Here is a 15,706-nt window from a genome sequence, read left to right as displayed (position 1 = left end):
TCTATCGTTATAATGCGAATGCCTGTTATGTATTTTTAAGGTTGTGACCATTAACTAATTATTTAAATATATAGCTCACTACTGCTGTTTTTATAAAGATAGTGAGAGGGTAAAATGATTTTCGCCAACTGTGACTATACAGAAAATGTTAGGTTTTTTATTAGGGGTTCTTACTTTTATTTATTATTTATTATGTTAGTTAGTGTTATTAATCCCTCGTTGGCGGGTATTGTTGCGGATAAAAAAGCAGCGAAAAACCAACAGCCTAACATTCACCACTATATTGAGGATAAAAAATTATGCAAGGTACAAGATGCTTATTGTCAGGGAGCAACATTTACAACTGTCAATATTGTCACTCCGAATGAGCATGGCGTGTCACATAACAAATATGATAAATTCAATATTACATTGGGCAAAGGGTTTAATCGAGTCTTTTTAAATAATCTTGAAATTAATAGCCCCGGTTTTGTCGGTAATCCTAATTTAGTTAATCAAACAGCGACGGTTATTTTGAACGAAGTTACATCGAATAAACAAAGTGAGCTGTATGGTGCCTTGTCCGTTATTGGCGCGAAAGCTCATGTCATTATTGCTAACCCCTCAGGGATTCGTTGCAATAATTGTCAGTTTATTAATACAGATCACGTCACTCTCACCACAGGATCTCCCCTGTTTACGGCTGGGGTATTAACGGGCTATGAGGTTAATCAAGGTGATATCAGTATTGATCGTAATGGGCTGAAATTTGATGATAACCCCAATGCTTTCCTAGATTTATTCTCTGCCACGCTTGGTGTTGATGGTGAAATCAGAGGTGGGATTATTCAAGCCATCATAGGTAAACAAAATATCATCCGTACTCCAATTAGAAAACGATTTGATACACAACTCATTGGTGATCATTTTGATAATGAAGTAACCAATGTTGCAATTGATGTCACTCAACTTGGCGGTATGTATGCTAATAAAATATTTCTTTATTCCAAAAATGGCGGCATTCAGAATAAAGGAATGTTAGAAGCTGAAACGGTCGTAAGTTTGGCATCGGCTTCATTTATTAAAAATAGTACTGGGAGAATATACTCACCCAAAACAAAGTTAAGAAGTTCTGGCGATATTGATATCGTTTCTGGAAAAATTAAAAGTGAGCGACAAGGTGTAAATTATAAAATTGATGAACGATTTGGTATCCGAATTTTAGGTCGTAACATTAATAGTAGTGAAAGTAGCTTTTACGCCAATAGTGGGTATATTTCAATTGAAGCTGCGGATTCTATTAATAATTGGAACAGTATTATCAAATCAAATGCAACTTCAGGTCTTGCGGATATCAGTCTTAAGGCAAAGTTAGTCAATAACAATAATGGTCATATTGTGACATCTCAAAATATATTGATTGATGCAAATGAGTTAAGAAATAATAATGGCAGAATTATCAGTGCCTTTAGAGATGTGAATCTGAGTTATAAGACACTCAGCAATGAAGAGGGGGTAATATACGGGGGAATTGATGTGAATAGAATCATTAAAAAATAAGTCATCAATCTACGAAGGCCCACAATATGTCGATTCCATCTCTGCGTTGTGGTTTGCTTACCTCTACTCTGCGCTGCTTACCTTTAGCTAGCAGGTACCGCATTGTTTCGCTCGTCAATTTTCCAGCAAAGAAACATCGCGCACTGGTTCGGTGCACTATAATTGTGCACGGCACTGAGTGCTATGCGCTCTGTTATCTATAATGCTTTATCGGGTCGATATTTCGCTTTTTTAACGACACGCAAGATGTGCGTCATTCTGGTTGTCTGTGACAACATTCACGTCACTTATCGGCTGTCGCCACAGCATTTCCATCTATTTTCTGTCGATATTACAAAAAAATCTGAACAGATAGACATCATTTGGCAACAAAGTTTTTCTGTTTGTCACTGGGTATTGCTACTGCTTTATTTATCCTAGCCAGTTAATCCCTCTAGTTTATTGCCAATAGCATAAATTTTAATGCTGATAATGTTAACGAGAAGTTTTTTTTATGTTTGCATGCTGTTTCTCATTGTCTTGATAAATCCTTTCAGACCGTATTGACGTTGCCACCAACTGTTGCCAAATTGGTACCCTCAGGGGGAGTAATCGAGAGCAGTTTGGGTGATTCCACTCATTCAACATTGTCGTCGCGATAAGATTTATCCGGCATCTCAATCCCGCATCCCTGCTGTTAATGGGCAAAAACGGTACAGTCCGCGGACTAAAAAATTATAGGGCCTGGCCGTACACACAACACACATCACCATAATGGAGCACAAGCGATGACGATTTCCTTGGGAAAAACAGGGATACTGAAATTCGGTATTGGGCTGATTGCACTGACCGTAGCGGCCAGTGTACAAGCGAAAACATTGGTTTATTGTTCTGAAGGATCTCCGGAAGGTTTCAACCCGCAACTTTTCACCTCTGGCACAACCTATGACGCAAGCTCAGTACCTATTTATAACCGCCTGGTTGAATTTAAACTCGGGACAACCGAAATTGAACCCGGTCTGGCGGAGAAGTGGGAAGTCAGTGAAGACGGCAAAACCTACACTTTCCATCTGCGTAAGGGTGTGAAGTGGCAAGATAATAAAGATTTCAAGCCGACTCGCGATTTCAATGCTGACGACGTGATCTACTCTTTCATGCGTCAGAAGGATGATAAACATCCGTACCATAAAGTGTCTGGCGGTAGCTATGAATACTTCCAAGGTATGGGGATGGGTGATTTGATCACCAATGTTGTGAAAGTTGACGACAATACTGTCCGCTTCGAACTGGCTCGCCCAGAGTCGCCATTCTTGGCTGACCTGGCGATGGACTTCGCGTCAATCCTGTCTGCTGAATACGCTGATGGCATGCTGAAAGCGGGTACTCCGGAAAAAGTCGATTTGAACCCAATCGGCACCGGCCCATTCCAGTTACAGCAATATCAAAAAGACTCCCGCATTCTGTACAAAGCCTTTGATGGCTACTGGGGCACCAAACCGAAAATTGATCGTTTGGTCTTCTCTATTACTCCAGATGCCTCCGTCCGTTATGCGAAATTGCAGAAAAATGAATGTCAGGTTATGCCATACCCTAACCCGGCTGATATTGCTCGCATGAAAGAAGACAAAACGATCAACCTGATGGAACAACCTGGCCTGAACGTCGGTTACCTCTCCTTCAACGTTGAGAAAAAACCACTGGATAACGTGAAAGTTCGTCAAGCGTTGACCATGGCTGTGAATAAAGAAGCCATCATTGATGCGGTTTATCAGGGTGCGGGCCAAGCGGCCAAGAACCTGATCCCACCAACAATGTGGGGCTACAACGACGATGTGAAAGATTACGCCTATGATCCGGCTAAAGCGAAAGAGTTGCTGAAAGAAGCGGGCCTGCCAGATGGTTTCTCCATCGACCTGTGGGCGATGCCAGTTCAGCGCCCGTACAACCCAAATGCTCGTCGTATGGCTGAAATGATCCAGTCTGACTGGGCGAAAGTGGGCGTGAAAGCCAAGATTGTGACCTACGAGTGGGGCGAGTACCTCAAACGTGCCAAAGACGGCGAACATGAAACTGTCATGATGGGTTGGACCGGGGACAATGGGGATCCTGACAACTTCTTCGCGACTCTGTTCAGCTGTGATGCGGCCAAGCAAGGTTCCAACTACTCTAAGTGGTGCTACAAGCCGTTTGAAGACGTGATCCAACCAGCACGTGCTGAGTCTGACCACGACAAACGTGTCGCACTTTACAAACAAGCTCAGGTTGTTATGCATGATCAAGCGCCAGCGCTGATTGTTGCTCACTCAACTGTGTATGAGCCAGTGCGTAAAGAAGTGAAAGGCTATGTTGTTGATCCGTTGGGTAAACACCATTTCGAGAACGTGTCCCTGGATTAATTTTAACCCAGTGAAATAGGGCCGGTGGGCGTGCATAGCATGTGCACCGGCTTCTTCATTTAGGTTAAGACAGATACAGATGTGAGCCATATAACCTCGCCCAATAAGTGTCATTGTCGCAAAAATTTTGAGCATGGACAGCACGTAAACACGGGAGCGTACACGCAGTACGTGACGGTGGTGAGCACTGCCCTAGGTCAAAATGGCAAATAAAATAACTTATTGGGGAGGTTTAATAAGCTGGGTTGCCCACGAGCAGCCTGGCATTCTACACAGAGAGTTCGGGATATGTTGCAGTTCATACTCCGACGTTTGGGGTTAGTTATCCCAACGTTTATCGGCATTACTTTGCTGACCTTTGCTTTTGTTCATATGATCCCGGGTGACCCGGTGACCATCATGGCTGGGGAACGCGGTATCTCCGCCGAGCGTCACGCTCAAATCATGGCGGAAATGGGGCTAGACAAGCCTCTCTATCAACAATACTTCCATTACGTGAGTGGCGTATTACACGGCGATCTTGGCATTTCGCTGAAAAGCCGTATTTCAGTTTGGGAAGAATTCGTTCCTCGCTTTAAAGCGACACTGGAACTTGGGATCTGCGCGATGCTGTTTGCCATCGCCGTGGGGATTCCCGTTGGGGTGTTGGCAGCAGTCAAACGCGGTTCAATATTCGATCACACTGCTGTTGGGATCTCCTTGACCGGTTACTCGATGCCTATCTTCTGGTGGGGCATCATGTTGATCATGCTGGTTTCGGTGCAATGGAACCTCACCCCGGTGTCGGGGCGCGTCAGTGATACTGTCTTCCTCGATGATAGCCTACCGCTGACCGGTTTTATGCTGATAGACACCTTTGTTTGGGGTGAGCCTGGTGACTTCAAAGACGCTGTGATGCATATGATTTTGCCTGCCATCGTGCTGGGCACCATCCCCCTCGCCGTTATCGTACGTATGACCCGCTCCTCTATGCTGGAAGTTTTGGGTGAAGACTATATCCGTACTGCGCGTGCTAAAGGCTTGAGCCGGATACGAGTGATTGTCGTCCACGCTTTACGTAATGCTCTGCTGCCTGTAGTGACAGTGATCGGCTTACAGGTCGGCACGATGCTGGCGGGCGCTATTTTGACAGAAACCATCTTCTCCTGGCCGGGATTAGGGCGCTGGTTGATGGATGCATTGCAACGCCGAGATTACCCGGTCGTACAGGGCGGGGTGTTGCTGGTCGCTATCATGATTATTTTAGTTAACTTGCTGGTAGATGTGCTCTATGGCGTAGTTAACCCGCGTATTCGTCACAAGAAATAAGGGGCGCAAAATGTCTCAACTTACTGAGTCGACAGTAAAAAGTGCGCCGAAGCCGATGACTCCATTGCAGGAGTTTTGGCACTATTTCAAGCGCAATAAAGGGGCTGTCATCGGCCTGTTCTACATCATTATTATGTTGCTGATTGCCGCAGGCGCGACTTGGCTTGCCCCGCACGGCCCGGCAGAGCAATTTCGCGATGCATTATTGAAACCGCCTGTCTGGGAAGAGGGTGGCAGTTGGAAGTTTATTCTCGGTACGGATGATGTGGGCCGCGATGTCCTGTCTCGCTTGATGTATGGTGCGCGCCTCTCGCTGCTGGTCGGTTGCTTGGTGGTCGTGCTGTCGTTGGTGATGGGCGTCATCTTTGGCTTACTGGCCGGTTATTTTGGCGGCGTCGTCGATGCCATCATCATGCGTATTGTGGATATCATGCTGGCGCTGCCAAGCCTGTTGCTGGCGTTAGTTTTGGTCGCTGTGTTCGGGCCTTCCATTGTGAATGCTTCGTTGGCGTTAACCTTTGTTGCCTTGCCGCATTATGTTCGCTTGACGCGAGCGGCAGTGCTGGTCGAGGTCAATCGCGACTACGTCACGGCCTCCAGAGTGGCCGGTGCGGGTTCGATGCGCCAGATGTTTATCAATATTTTGCCAAACTGCCTTGCGCCGTTGATCGTGCAGGCTTCTCTCGGCTTCTCTAACGCCATTCTGGATATGGCGGCTCTCGGCTTCCTCGGCATGGGTGCACAACCGCCAACACCAGAATGGGGCACCATGCTCTCTGATGTGTTGCAGTTCGCACAAAGTGCCTGGTGGGTCGTGACCTTCCCCGGTGTGGCGATTCTGCTGACGGTTCTGGCGTTTAACCTGATGGGGGACGGCCTGCGTGATGCTCTCGACCCCAAACTCAAGCAGTAACAGAGGTAGAGAGAGATGGCACTTTTAAATGTAGACAAATTGTCGGTGCACTTCGGTGACGAAGGCGCGCCGTTCAAAGCCGTAGACCGTATCAGTTACAGTATTGAGCAAGGTCAAGTGGTTGGGATTGTGGGTGAATCTGGCTCTGGTAAATCGGTCAGTTCATTAGCAATCATGGGGCTGATTGATTACCCCGGTAAAGTGATGGCCGAAAAGCTCGAGTTTAATGGCCGTGACCTGACGAAAATTTCTGAAAAAGAGCGGCGTCAGTTAGTGGGTTCGGAAGTTGCGATGATCTTCCAAGACCCCATGACCAGTCTTAACCCATGCTATACCGTCGGTTTCCAAATTATGGAAGCGCTGAAGGTGCATCAGGGAGGGAACCGCAAAACCCGTCATCAGCGGGCAGTGGATTTGCTGACTTTGGTCGGGATCCCGGATCCGGCGTCGCGTTTGGATGTCTATCCGCACCAGCTTTCAGGTGGGATGAGCCAGCGCGTGATGATTGCGATGGCCATTGCCTGTCGGCCTAAGTTGTTGATTGCTGATGAACCAACGACGGCGCTGGATGTGACGATTCAGGCGCAAATTATCGAATTGCTGCTGGAATTGCAGCAGCGCGAAAATATGGCGCTGTTGTTGATTACCCATGACTTGGCACTGGTGGCTGAGGCGGCTCATCATATTATTGTGATGTATGCCGGCCAAGTGGTTGAAACGGGCAAATCGTCAGAGATTTTCCGTGCGCCACGCCATCCGTATACGCAGGCATTATTGCGGGCGCTACCGGAGTTTGCACAGGATAAAGCACGGTTGGCATCCTTACCGGGTGTGGTTCCGGGCAAATATGACCGGCCTGAAGGCTGCTTGCTTAATCCACGTTGCCCGTATGCTAATGATCGTTGCCGTCGTGAAGAACCCGAGTTGCTGGGGCCGGCGGGGCGTCAGGTTAAATGCCATACACCGCTTGATGATGCGGGGAGGCCGACCTTATGAGCCAATCAACTGAAATGAAAAATGAATCACAGGCATCCAAGCCGTTGTTGCAAGCCATCGATTTAAAAAAATATTATCCGGTCAAAAAAGGGTTATTTGCACCGGAGCGTTTGGTCAAAGCGCTTGATGGTGTTTCGTTCACACTGGAGCGAGGCAAAACATTGGCGGTGGTTGGGGAATCTGGCTGTGGTAAATCCACCTTGGGTCGTTTGTTGACCATGATTGAAATCCCTACGGGTGGTGAGCTTTATTACCAAGGCCAGGATTTGCTCAAACCGGATGAAAGTGCTGAGAAATTACGACGCCAAAAAATCCAGATTGTATTTCAGAACCCGTATGGTTCTCTAAACCCACGAAAGAAAGTGGGGCAGATTCTGGAAGAGCCACTGCAAATCAACACTAAGCTCACAAAGCAGGAGCGGCGCGAAAAAACCTTGGCGATGATGGCTAAGGTTGGCCTGAAAACTGAGCACTATGACCGTTATCCGCATATGTTCTCTGGCGGTCAACGTCAGCGTATCGCTATCGCACGTGGACTGATGTTGAATCCTGATGTGGTCATTGCTGATGAACCTGTGTCTGCGCTGGATGTGTCAGTGCGGGCACAGGTATTGAACCTGATGATGGATCTACAGCAAGAGCTAGGACTGTCGTATGTCTTTATCTCCCATGATCTGTCGGTGGTTGAGCATATTGCCGATGAAGTGATGGTGATGTATTTGGGGCGTTGTGTTGAAAAGGGCAGTAAAGAGGCCATTTTTAATAACCCACGCCACCCTTATACTCAGGCGCTGCTATCAGCGACACCTCGTCTGAACCCTGACATGCGCCGTGAGCGTATTAAGCTGACAGGCGAGCTACCTAGCCCGATGAGTCCACCTCCTGGTTGTGCATTCAATGCACGTTGCCGGCGGGCATTTGGGACCTGTACTCAACTGCAACCGCAGCTAAAACAGTACGGAGATCAAATGGTGGCTTGTTTTGCGGTTGATCAGGATGAAGCAGAAAAAGCCAGTTAAGTATTTATTGGCTAAAGATGAGTGTTATTTAATGCCAAAAACGCCGGTTATCCGGCGTTTTTTTATAACGGCGTAAAAATAGTGTGGTTTACGTTATAACCGCTGTCGGTTAAATCGCCGCGTATAAATATATTTACTTACTATGTAAATAAATAATTACGTAATCGTTAGCCAAGTTACCATCAGTAAATAAAATAATGCCATAGACTATATCTATGATTAAATCTGCAAGATTTAACTTAAAATAAAATTAACCGTATTTTCTACTTAAGAAATTAGAATATTATGGGTGACTTATTGTGACTACTATCACGTCTGAGTTAGCCATAAATAGAAAGGGTGCAATAAATGCACCCTGAATTAAGTTATTAGACAATAAATATACGATATTTATTGTGGGTATGGCACCCAGTCACCCCCATTGAGCCGAATATAAGGTTTACCCTGATATTGCATCACAATGGCATTATCATTTTCTGATACAACGGCCGTCTCCGGCAACCCTTGAGTCAGGGTTTGCCAATCGATAGTGGGTGCAGTAAATATTTTGCCATCGACCATGCGCGACACCAATTCTGACACTGCCAGATAGCTACTCGGAGCGCTGATGACCTCTGGGCTAGCGGGCTGTGGTGCTTTCATACCAATGAGTTTAATCCCCACAGGAATGTGAGTGATACTTGGGCTTGGAATATCCCGCAGGCCCGACATTTGCATTTTATCACCAACCAAGGCAGCACCATGCTCAGGCACTACAACCACCATGACTTGACGCCCTGACTTTTCCAATTCATCAAGGAAGGTGTCTAGTTGATCGAATAGTGTTTGGGCGCGAGCGCGATAATCAGCGCTTTTATTGGTGCCAACAAAACGGTTTCCGTCGTGTAATGGGATGATATTCATGAAGGTTGCGCTGCGTGCATCACCCTCTTTTTTCTGTTGTTCTAACCAGCGATTAAGCAGTTCCAAATCGTTATAAATTGGCTCACCATCAAAGGAGGCTAGCTGGTTACTGATACCGTTTTGCGACATCAGTGGCGCACGCATATTGCCGTCATCCTGAATGTTTTGCAGGTAATTACCAAAGACACCAGAGTGATCCATCATTAACTGAGAGGTGAAACCTAATTTTGCTAAATTATCAAATAGATAACACTGTTGGTCTTGCGGCTGATACAAATCTTTGTGGGATGACTGGCCACAACTGGCGCGCAACAGACGAATAGAGGCCGGGCCACTGTAGGCCGTGGCGGAGTTAAAATTCTTAAACAGAATATCAAACTTATTCCACAGTGGATGCTTATCCAGTTGGGCCGCTTCGATATCTGACCATGACAGTGAACAGATATTAATAACTAACAAATCAAATGGTTGAGCGTCCCCAGGTAAAGATGTGGGGAAGGTTGTGCGGCGCGTTTTTTCTTGCTCATAAAATGCATTCAGATAGGCCGTCAAATTAGCATCAGTAGGCGGGCCACTGGTGACTGCGGGGCTGTTTGTCGGTTGCTCTGTGGCCGATACGGCGGGTGCGGCTGTTGCTGTTGTTTCAGCCGCAGGAGCTAGAGAAAATGCTGGCCCAGCAACGCTGATTATATTCAGCCAAATCAACGCAGCCACCACAAAGACTGTCACTCGGATCCATTGTGAAATAAACAGGTAGCCGACCAGAATGACAAAGGCGGTGCCTATCATGGTCCAGTTAATAAAACGATTAAATAATTCAATAAGATAGCTGAGGCTAAAACCAGTCACCTGTGAGCCTTGACTCACAATGCTGTTGATTCCCGGCAACCAAGTGTCGTGATAGAGCAGGCCGATACCAATAGGTATGGCAATCCAGTTGCGCCAGCGATGGACTCGATAGGCCGGGATCGGGAACAGCAGAAAGGCAAGAAACACCAAGTTAGCCAGTGGATGGAAATTAAGATAGCCAAACCACAACAGAGCAAACTTTAGCAGAAAATAGTAGTTCCACGCGCCCAGACCGCGCCAATAGCGCCACGGACTCTGCGATTCTTGCTGTTTATTTTTTGCTTTCATGGTTATTTCTTAGTCTGTGAAGAGGAGCCATCACGCAACCAGATCCCTTCTGATTTTAAATAGCGCGCGGATAAGAATAAATGCTGTCTTTTCTCCCACCACTGTGGGAACCAGCGGCATGCCATGTAACCTAGCGGGAAAAAAATCACTGCGCCGAGCAAAAGGATTTGCCAAATATCGTTGAGATTCATTGGGTTTTCTCCTCATGATGGCCCGTATTCAGCACCAGTGGTACAGGAATATGCCGGATAACTTCAGATTGCTCTGGTCGGCTCGTTGCCTGTGTGTAGGCTTTTTGTTCCCCCACGGATTGCCACGCGTTGGGGGAATTCATCCGGTGCATCTCAGCGATAATTTCCTGATCCTGATACCACACCAGCCGATTACTGAACGCTTCGGCCACCGGCAAACGGAAAATATGGCCTAATGCCGTGTCCAAGTCATTGATACGGCAGGTGGAGAGAAATAGCAGCAGGCGGTTATCAGACACGGTCACCACATCGCCGTAGCGACGCAAATGGCACAGAGTCAATGCCTGACGAGCCTGTAACCCAGGAACGGCGCGCAGCGCTACCAGAACCCCTTTACCATTTTCGGGTAATAAAGTGTTGTTCATCAGCAGCAAGACTGATTGGCTGAATTCCTCTGGGGAGAGATAGCCTTTAAGCTGAAGCGGGCGTAGTGCTTCCAATAACGCATTGATATCTTCGGGAACATGGCGTGAAAAACGCAGCCCCTGGATACCTTCTAACATCGTCAAAAAGCGTGATAGTGGCGCGACATGAGGCACGATCAGATTGGCCCCACAGGCCAGCAACAGGCGCTCATCGCTGTAACGCAGACTGGCATTCATTTCACGCACTACAATTTTTACGGCATTACCCCGTTGGCGGCGTATGTTATGGATTTGATGCGCTATTTCGTCAATATGTTCGCTTTGATTCAGGGCGAAAATCACTGTTGCAGCGTGGGCGCTCATCGCCCGTTGAGCCAATGCAGCATTGGTCTCCAGCAATTGCCAGTGGGTGGACAGGGGCGGTGCGCCTTCCAGAATGCTGTTTTCAGCTAAATAAAGATGTTCGTCGTTGCGTGACGGTGGCAGTGCTTGCTGGACTTCATCCGCCATGCTCCAGCCTAGTTCATCTGCCTCCAGCAAGACTAATTGATTGGCAGTGACCCCTTTTGCCGTGCTCCACCAAGAAACCACATACTGTGCGTTATCCTGTTGCCATTGCAGGCTGGCCAGACCTTGTAAATAGCGGTGCTGGCTCACTAATTGATTCTTGATTTTATTAATGCCCGTACTGTGACACAGCACCAGCAGGGTACAGTTCTGGGCATCCAACCATTGCTGGATATGCCGCAACCATTGCTGCATTTCTTCACTGGTAAATATTTGCCATAAACTGGCGGGTGCAAACAGAATGAAGAGCCGTTGTTGCGGGCGCAGTGAGCGCATTAAATCATGGGTCAAATGTTGTAAGGCGTTTTTTTGAACTGACGCATTTTTTTGTTCGGGCAATGAAAATAGCGGTAATTTTTGTGGACCAAAGTGGTCTATATTGGTCAATAGTTTTTCAGGTTTTAACCCCGAACAAATCAATGCCGCCTTGGTATTTTCAGGCTGATTGCGAATAAGTTGCTGACAAAATAAATTGGCATCAATTTGACGTTCAATATTGACCCAATAGAATCCAGGAGCCTGCATTACGGCTAATTCATCCCAGATTTTTCGAACACCTAATGAGAAAGATCGTGACATAGATTCTTTATCTGCTTTCGTTAAAGTGCTATTGGGCCAATCACTGGATAAATTCAAAGAACAATTGTAACATTGCAATAAGTATTAACCAATGTCCTTGCCTTGATATTAATCTAAGACTCATCTTACTGGGGCAAAGTATACTCCTATCCTTGTTATACTTAATTACCATAGCCTATTTTCTGAAGGCGGATAAATGCAGACTATAATAAATCGATTCCATGAGAAAACTTCACTTGAAGCTCAGGATGATCTACTAGCATTAAGTCAGGCTTTCTCGTTACCCACATTAAGTTATATCGATATTGTCCGTCAGGAACGATTAACACAAATGATGGCGCGCTGGCCATTGCTAGCCGAACTGGCACAATCTACACGGAGTAAATAGTTTATGCCGGTACTGGCGTTACAAGGAATAAGAGGGGGCATCGGCACGACATCGGTCACTGCGGCTCTTGCTTGGGCGTTACAGCAATTGGGTGAATCGGTGTTGGTCATCGATTTTTCACCGGAAAATTTATTGCGCTTGCATTTCAATATGCATTTCGAGCAGCCCCGCGGTTGGGCGAGAGCTGAAATTGATGGCGAAGGTTGGCGCTCAGGAGCCATGCGTTATACCGAAACGTTGGATTTCTTGCCGTTCGGCCAATTAACTCACGTAGAAATTGAGCAACTCAGCGCATCATTGCAGCAAAATCCTCGGCAATGGCGCGAGAATCTGTCGGCGTTGCAAGCTAGTGATCACCCGCGATGGATTTTATTGGATGTTGCTGCCAGCGACAGCGTGTTCACTCGTCAGGCTTTAGCGCTGGCGGATCAAGTGCTCATTCTGATCCATGCCGATGCCAGTTGTCATTGTCGTCTACATCAACAAAATCTACCCGCTGGGTGCCACTTCCTGCTTAACCAATTCTCTGCTAACAGCCGTTTACAGCAAGATTTGCACCAGCTTTGGTTGCAAAGCCTCAATAACTTATTGGCGACATTTATTCATCGCGATGAAGCGATGGCCGAAGCATTGGCGGCCAAACAGCCCTTGGGCGAATACAGTGCACAAAGTCTGGCGGCAGAAGAGGTCATGACGCTGGCGAATTGGTGCCTGATTAATGTTGCGGACCGCGGCCTATGAACCGTTTGATGCGGATGTTATTCCTCACCCCGGTTTATCAGGGGATGCGCCGCCGCTATCATCACTATATGCAGCAAGGCTGTACGGTACTGACCGCTTTTCTCACCACGTTGGCGCTGCCACTGTGCTGGGTATTCCTGCGTCTTGAGTCCCCCAGTTGGCAATATGTGATACAAAACCGAACCTATTGGTTCCCACAAATTTCCCCTCTTCGCCCACGTCTGGGGGATGGTCTGCGCTACCTGCTGCAAGGGCTTTGGCTGCTTTTAATCCATCCAGAATCACGCCATGAGAAGAAGCGTCAGCCCGCAGCGGTTGGCAAAGGTTGGGTGAAAAGCAAAAGACAGCGTTATATCAGTTGGTTGGGGAGTGCACCTGCGCGCTTTGAACTTCAGCGGATAGAACAATCGGTGGCGACACGACTCAGCCAGCTCTCAAGGCCAGCTCGTCGTATCCTGTTCATTATTTTAGGTCTTTTTACGGGTATTCTGGCCTTACTGTGTATTTCGCAGCCGTTTGGCATGATGGCACAGTTTGTGTTTGTCCTGCTGCTATGGGCCATTGCTATGGTGGTGCGGCGTGTTCCGGGCCGCTTACCGACCTTGATGTTGATTGTGCTGTCGTTGACGGTTTCCTGCCGCTATTTGTGGTGGCGTTATACCGAAACGCTTAACTGGGATGACCCGGTCAGTCTGGTATGTGGGTTATTGTTGCTGCTGGCTGAAACCTACGCTTGGATAGTGCTGGTTCTGGGCTACTTCCAGACGATCTGGCCGCTAAACCGTCAGCCTGTTCCTATGCCAGACGATATTAATAGCTGGCCTACCATTGATTTGATGGTACCGACGTACAACGAAGATCTCAGTGTGGTGAAACCGACCATTTATGCTGCACTGGGTATTGATTGGCCGAAAGACAAAATCAATATCTATATTTTAGACGACGGTAACCGACCCGCATTTAAAGACTTCGCCGCTGAAGTTGGGGTGCACTATATTGCCCGGCCAACGCATGAACATGCCAAAGCGGGGAATATCAATAACGCCCTGAAACAGGCTACTGGTGAGTTTGTTGCCATCTTTGACTGCGACCACGTTCCGACGCGCTCTTTCCTGCAATTAACGCTTGGCTGGTTCTTTAAAGATAAAAAGTTGGGCATGATCCAAACGCCACATCACTTTTTCTCCCCTGATCCCTTTGAGCGAAATTTAGGCCGTTTTCGGCAAACTCCCAATGAAGGCACGCTGTTCTATGGTTTGGTTCAAGATGGGAATGATATGTGGGATGCCACCTTCTTCTGCGGTTCTTGTGCTGTTTTGCGTCGCAGCGCTTTAGATGCTGTTGGCGGCATTGCGGTAGAAACGGTTACCGAAGATGCCCATACCTCATTGCGTCTGCACCGTAAGGGTTACACGTCGGCTTATATCCGCATACCACAGGCCGCAGGGTTGGCAACGGAAAGCTTGTCAGCGCATATCGGGCAGCGCATTCGCTGGGCACGAGGCATGGTTCAGATTTTCCGGCTTGATAACCCACTGCTTGGCAAAGGGCTAAAACTCGTTCAGCGCTTATGTTATGCCAATGCCATGTTGCACTTTTTATCCGGCATTCCGCGGCTGATCTTCCTGACCGCCCCCTTAGCTTTCCTGCTGCTGCATGCCTACATCATTTTTGCTCCCGCACTGGCGATTGCGCTCTATGTCTTGCCACATATGATTCATGCCAGCTTGACCAACTCCCGCCTTCAGGGGAAATACCGCCACTCGTTCTGGAGTGAAATCTACGAAACAGTGCTGGCTTGGTATATCGCCCGCCCAACCACGGTGGCATTACTTAACCCACATAAAGGGAAATTTAACGTCACGGCAAAAGGTGGTCTGGTTGAAGAGCAGCATGTGGACTGGGTTATTACTCGTCCGTACATGGCGTTAGTGCTGCTGAATCTGGCCGGTTTGATTGCAGGCTTATGGCGCTTAGGGCATGGCCCTTCCACTGAGATCATGACGGTAGTCATTAGTCTTGTATGGGTTATTTACAATATGACCATTCTCGGTGGTGCAGTGGCTGTGGCGGTCGAGGCCAAACAAGTGCGCCAGTCTCATCGGGTAGAAATTGCGATGCCCGCGGCTGTCGCTCGTGCTGATGGGCACTTATTTGCTTGTACCCTGCGCGATTACTCTGATGGTGGGGTAGGGATTGAAATGCGCGAAGCCGGGTTGCTGAAAGATGGCGAGGCTGTGCATTTGCTGCTGAAGCGGGGCGCGCAAGAATATACCTTCCCATGTGAAGTCACCCGCGCTTTCGGAACCAAAGTCGGGATGCGGATGCATAAGCTGACTGTGGCACAACATATTGATTTTATACAGTGTACCTTCGCTCGTGCTGATACGTGGGCGTTGTGGCAGGACGGCTTCCCAGAAGACAAACCGATTGAGAGCTTGCGCGATGTTTTGGCGCTGGGCTTTAGAGGCTATGTCCGTATGGCCAGCTATGCGCCGCCGGTGATTCGAAATGTACTGGTAGGATTGACCTCCCTGATTGCCTGGATTGCATCATTTGTACCCCATGGCGTGGATAAAAATCAGGCTCCGAGTAGCCAGGGCCAGACAGTGGCTCAACATTGAT

The 15,706-nt window shown here is 47.7% G+C and carries 12 protein-coding genes; 9 read left to right on the top strand and 3 right to left on the bottom strand.

Going from position 1 to position 15,706, the window contains the following annotated elements:
- The first annotated feature begins 114 nt into the window (after window positions 1–114).
- From HUZ92_RS09610 to dppF, 6 genes are all read left to right on the top strand, one after another.
- The gene (locus HUZ92_RS09610) at window positions 115–1,539 is read left to right on the top strand and encodes a two-partner secretion domain-containing protein (RefSeq protein ID WP_235896978.1); all 1,425 of its coding nucleotides are present in this window, start codon (window positions 115–117) and stop codon (window positions 1,537–1,539) included.
- Between the two features lie 767 nt (window positions 1,540–2,306).
- The gene (gene dppA, locus HUZ92_RS09605; protein ID WP_050099471.1) at window positions 2,307–3,914 is read left to right on the top strand and encodes a dipeptide ABC transporter periplasmic-binding protein DppA; all 1,608 of its coding nucleotides are present in this window, start codon (window positions 2,307–2,309) and stop codon (window positions 3,912–3,914) included.
- Between the two features lie 288 nt (window positions 3,915–4,202).
- Window positions 4,203–5,222: a dipeptide ABC transporter permease DppB gene (gene dppB / locus HUZ92_RS09600; protein WP_050099472.1), complete on the top strand. Its 1,020-nt coding sequence runs from the start codon at window positions 4,203–4,205 to the stop codon at window positions 5,220–5,222.
- 10 nt (window positions 5,223–5,232) lie between these two features.
- A complete protein-coding gene (gene dppC, locus HUZ92_RS09595) occupies window positions 5,233–6,135 on the top strand; it encodes a dipeptide ABC transporter permease DppC (protein ID WP_025376524.1) in 903 nt (300 codons plus the stop codon).
- Between the two features lie 15 nt (window positions 6,136–6,150).
- Window positions 6,151–7,131 (top strand): dipeptide ABC transporter ATP-binding protein, encoded by a 981-nt coding sequence (gene dppD, locus HUZ92_RS09590; protein ID WP_050099473.1) that lies wholly within the window; start codon window positions 6,151–6,153, stop codon window positions 7,129–7,131.
- Window positions 7,132–7,145: 14 nt separating this feature from the next.
- The gene (gene dppF, locus HUZ92_RS09585; protein WP_050099619.1) at window positions 7,146–8,150 is read left to right on the top strand and encodes a dipeptide ABC transporter ATP-binding subunit DppF; all 1,005 of its coding nucleotides are present in this window, start codon (window positions 7,146–7,148) and stop codon (window positions 8,148–8,150) included.
- Window positions 8,151–8,540: 390 nt separating this feature from the next.
- On the opposite strand, the gene bcsG is transcribed toward dppF, so the two are convergent.
- From bcsG to bcsE, 3 genes are read right to left on the bottom strand one after another with little or no spacing between them, the layout of a single operon-like run.
- Window positions 8,541–10,190 carry a cellulose biosynthesis protein BcsG gene (gene bcsG, locus HUZ92_RS09580; protein ID WP_145579510.1) on the bottom strand — a complete coding sequence of 550 codons (1,650 nt, stop codon included), beginning with the start codon at window positions 10,188–10,190 and terminating at the stop codon, window positions 8,541–8,543.
- A 2-nt stretch (window positions 10,191–10,192) separates the two neighbouring features.
- Window positions 10,193–10,381 carry a cellulose biosynthesis protein BcsF gene (gene bcsF / locus HUZ92_RS09575; RefSeq protein WP_050099475.1) on the bottom strand — a complete coding sequence of 63 codons (189 nt, stop codon included), beginning with the start codon at window positions 10,379–10,381 and terminating at the stop codon, window positions 10,193–10,195.
- Complete coding sequence (gene bcsE / locus HUZ92_RS09570) at window positions 10,378–11,952, bottom strand: cellulose biosynthesis protein BcsE (protein ID WP_145579509.1); 1,575 nt, start codon at window positions 11,950–11,952, stop codon at window positions 10,378–10,380. Before bcsE ends, bcsF begins: the two co-directional genes overlap by 4 nt.
- A gap of 196 nt (window positions 11,953–12,148) precedes the next feature.
- On the opposite strand from bcsE, the gene bcsR reads away from it, so the two are divergent.
- The 3 genes from bcsR to bcsA are packed head-to-tail and all read left to right on the top strand — an operon-like array spanning window position 12,149 to window position 15,705.
- Entirely contained in the window at window positions 12,149–12,340 is a 192-nt protein-coding gene (bcsR, locus tag HUZ92_RS09565; protein WP_050099477.1) for a cellulose biosynthesis protein BcsR, read from the top strand.
- Window positions 12,341–12,343: 3 nt separating this feature from the next.
- Window positions 12,344–13,081, top strand: coding sequence for a cellulose biosynthesis protein BcsQ (gene bcsQ, locus HUZ92_RS09560; protein WP_050295680.1), 738 nt, complete (start codon window positions 12,344–12,346; stop codon window positions 13,079–13,081).
- Window positions 13,078–15,705: a UDP-forming cellulose synthase catalytic subunit gene (bcsA, locus tag HUZ92_RS09555; protein WP_050099479.1), complete on the top strand. Its 2,628-nt coding sequence runs from the start codon at window positions 13,078–13,080 to the stop codon at window positions 15,703–15,705. The genes bcsQ and bcsA overlap by 4 nt, the downstream gene beginning before the upstream one ends.
- The last annotated feature ends 1 nt before the right edge of the window (window position 15,706 follow it).

This window comes from Yersinia vastinensis (genome assembly GCF_902726565.1).
In the GTDB taxonomy this organism is placed as follows: Bacteria; Pseudomonadota; Gammaproteobacteria; order Enterobacterales; family Enterobacteriaceae; genus Yersinia; species Yersinia vastinensis.
Note: the sequence above shows the minus strand (reverse complement) of the source record. Positions and strands in the feature narration are given on the sequence as shown.

Excerpts from the sequence above, each read along its gene's own strand:
- bcsR (WP_050099477.1), top strand. The coding sequence starts at position 12,149 with ATGCAGACTATAATAAATCGATTCCATGAGAAAACTTCACTTGAAGCT.
- dppB (WP_050099472.1), top strand. The coding sequence starts at position 4,203 with ATGTTGCAGTTCATACTCCGACGTTTGGGGTTAGTTATCCCAACGTTT.
- bcsG (WP_145579510.1), bottom strand. The coding sequence starts at position 10,190 with ATGAAAGCAAAAAATAAACAGCAAGAATCGCAGAGTCCGTGGCGCTAT.
- dppF (WP_050099619.1), top strand. The coding sequence starts at position 7,146 with ATGAAAAATGAATCACAGGCATCCAAGCCGTTGTTGCAAGCCATCGAT.
- bcsQ (WP_050295680.1), top strand. The coding sequence starts at position 12,344 with ATGCCGGTACTGGCGTTACAAGGAATAAGAGGGGGCATCGGCACGACA.
- bcsA (WP_050099479.1), top strand. The coding sequence starts at position 13,078 with ATGAACCGTTTGATGCGGATGTTATTCCTCACCCCGGTTTATCAGGGG.
- bcsE (WP_145579509.1), bottom strand. The coding sequence starts at position 11,952 with ATGTCACGATCTTTCTCATTAGGTGTTCGAAAAATCTGGGATGAATTA.
- bcsF (WP_050099475.1), bottom strand. The coding sequence starts at position 10,381 with ATGAATCTCAACGATATTTGGCAAATCCTTTTGCTCGGCGCAGTGATT.
- HUZ92_RS09610 (WP_235896978.1), top strand. The coding sequence starts at position 115 with ATGATTTTCGCCAACTGTGACTATACAGAAAATGTTAGGTTTTTTATT.
- dppA (WP_050099471.1), top strand. The coding sequence starts at position 2,307 with ATGACGATTTCCTTGGGAAAAACAGGGATACTGAAATTCGGTATTGGG.
- dppD (WP_050099473.1), top strand. The coding sequence starts at position 6,151 with ATGGCACTTTTAAATGTAGACAAATTGTCGGTGCACTTCGGTGACGAA.
- dppC (WP_025376524.1), top strand. The coding sequence starts at position 5,233 with ATGTCTCAACTTACTGAGTCGACAGTAAAAAGTGCGCCGAAGCCGATG.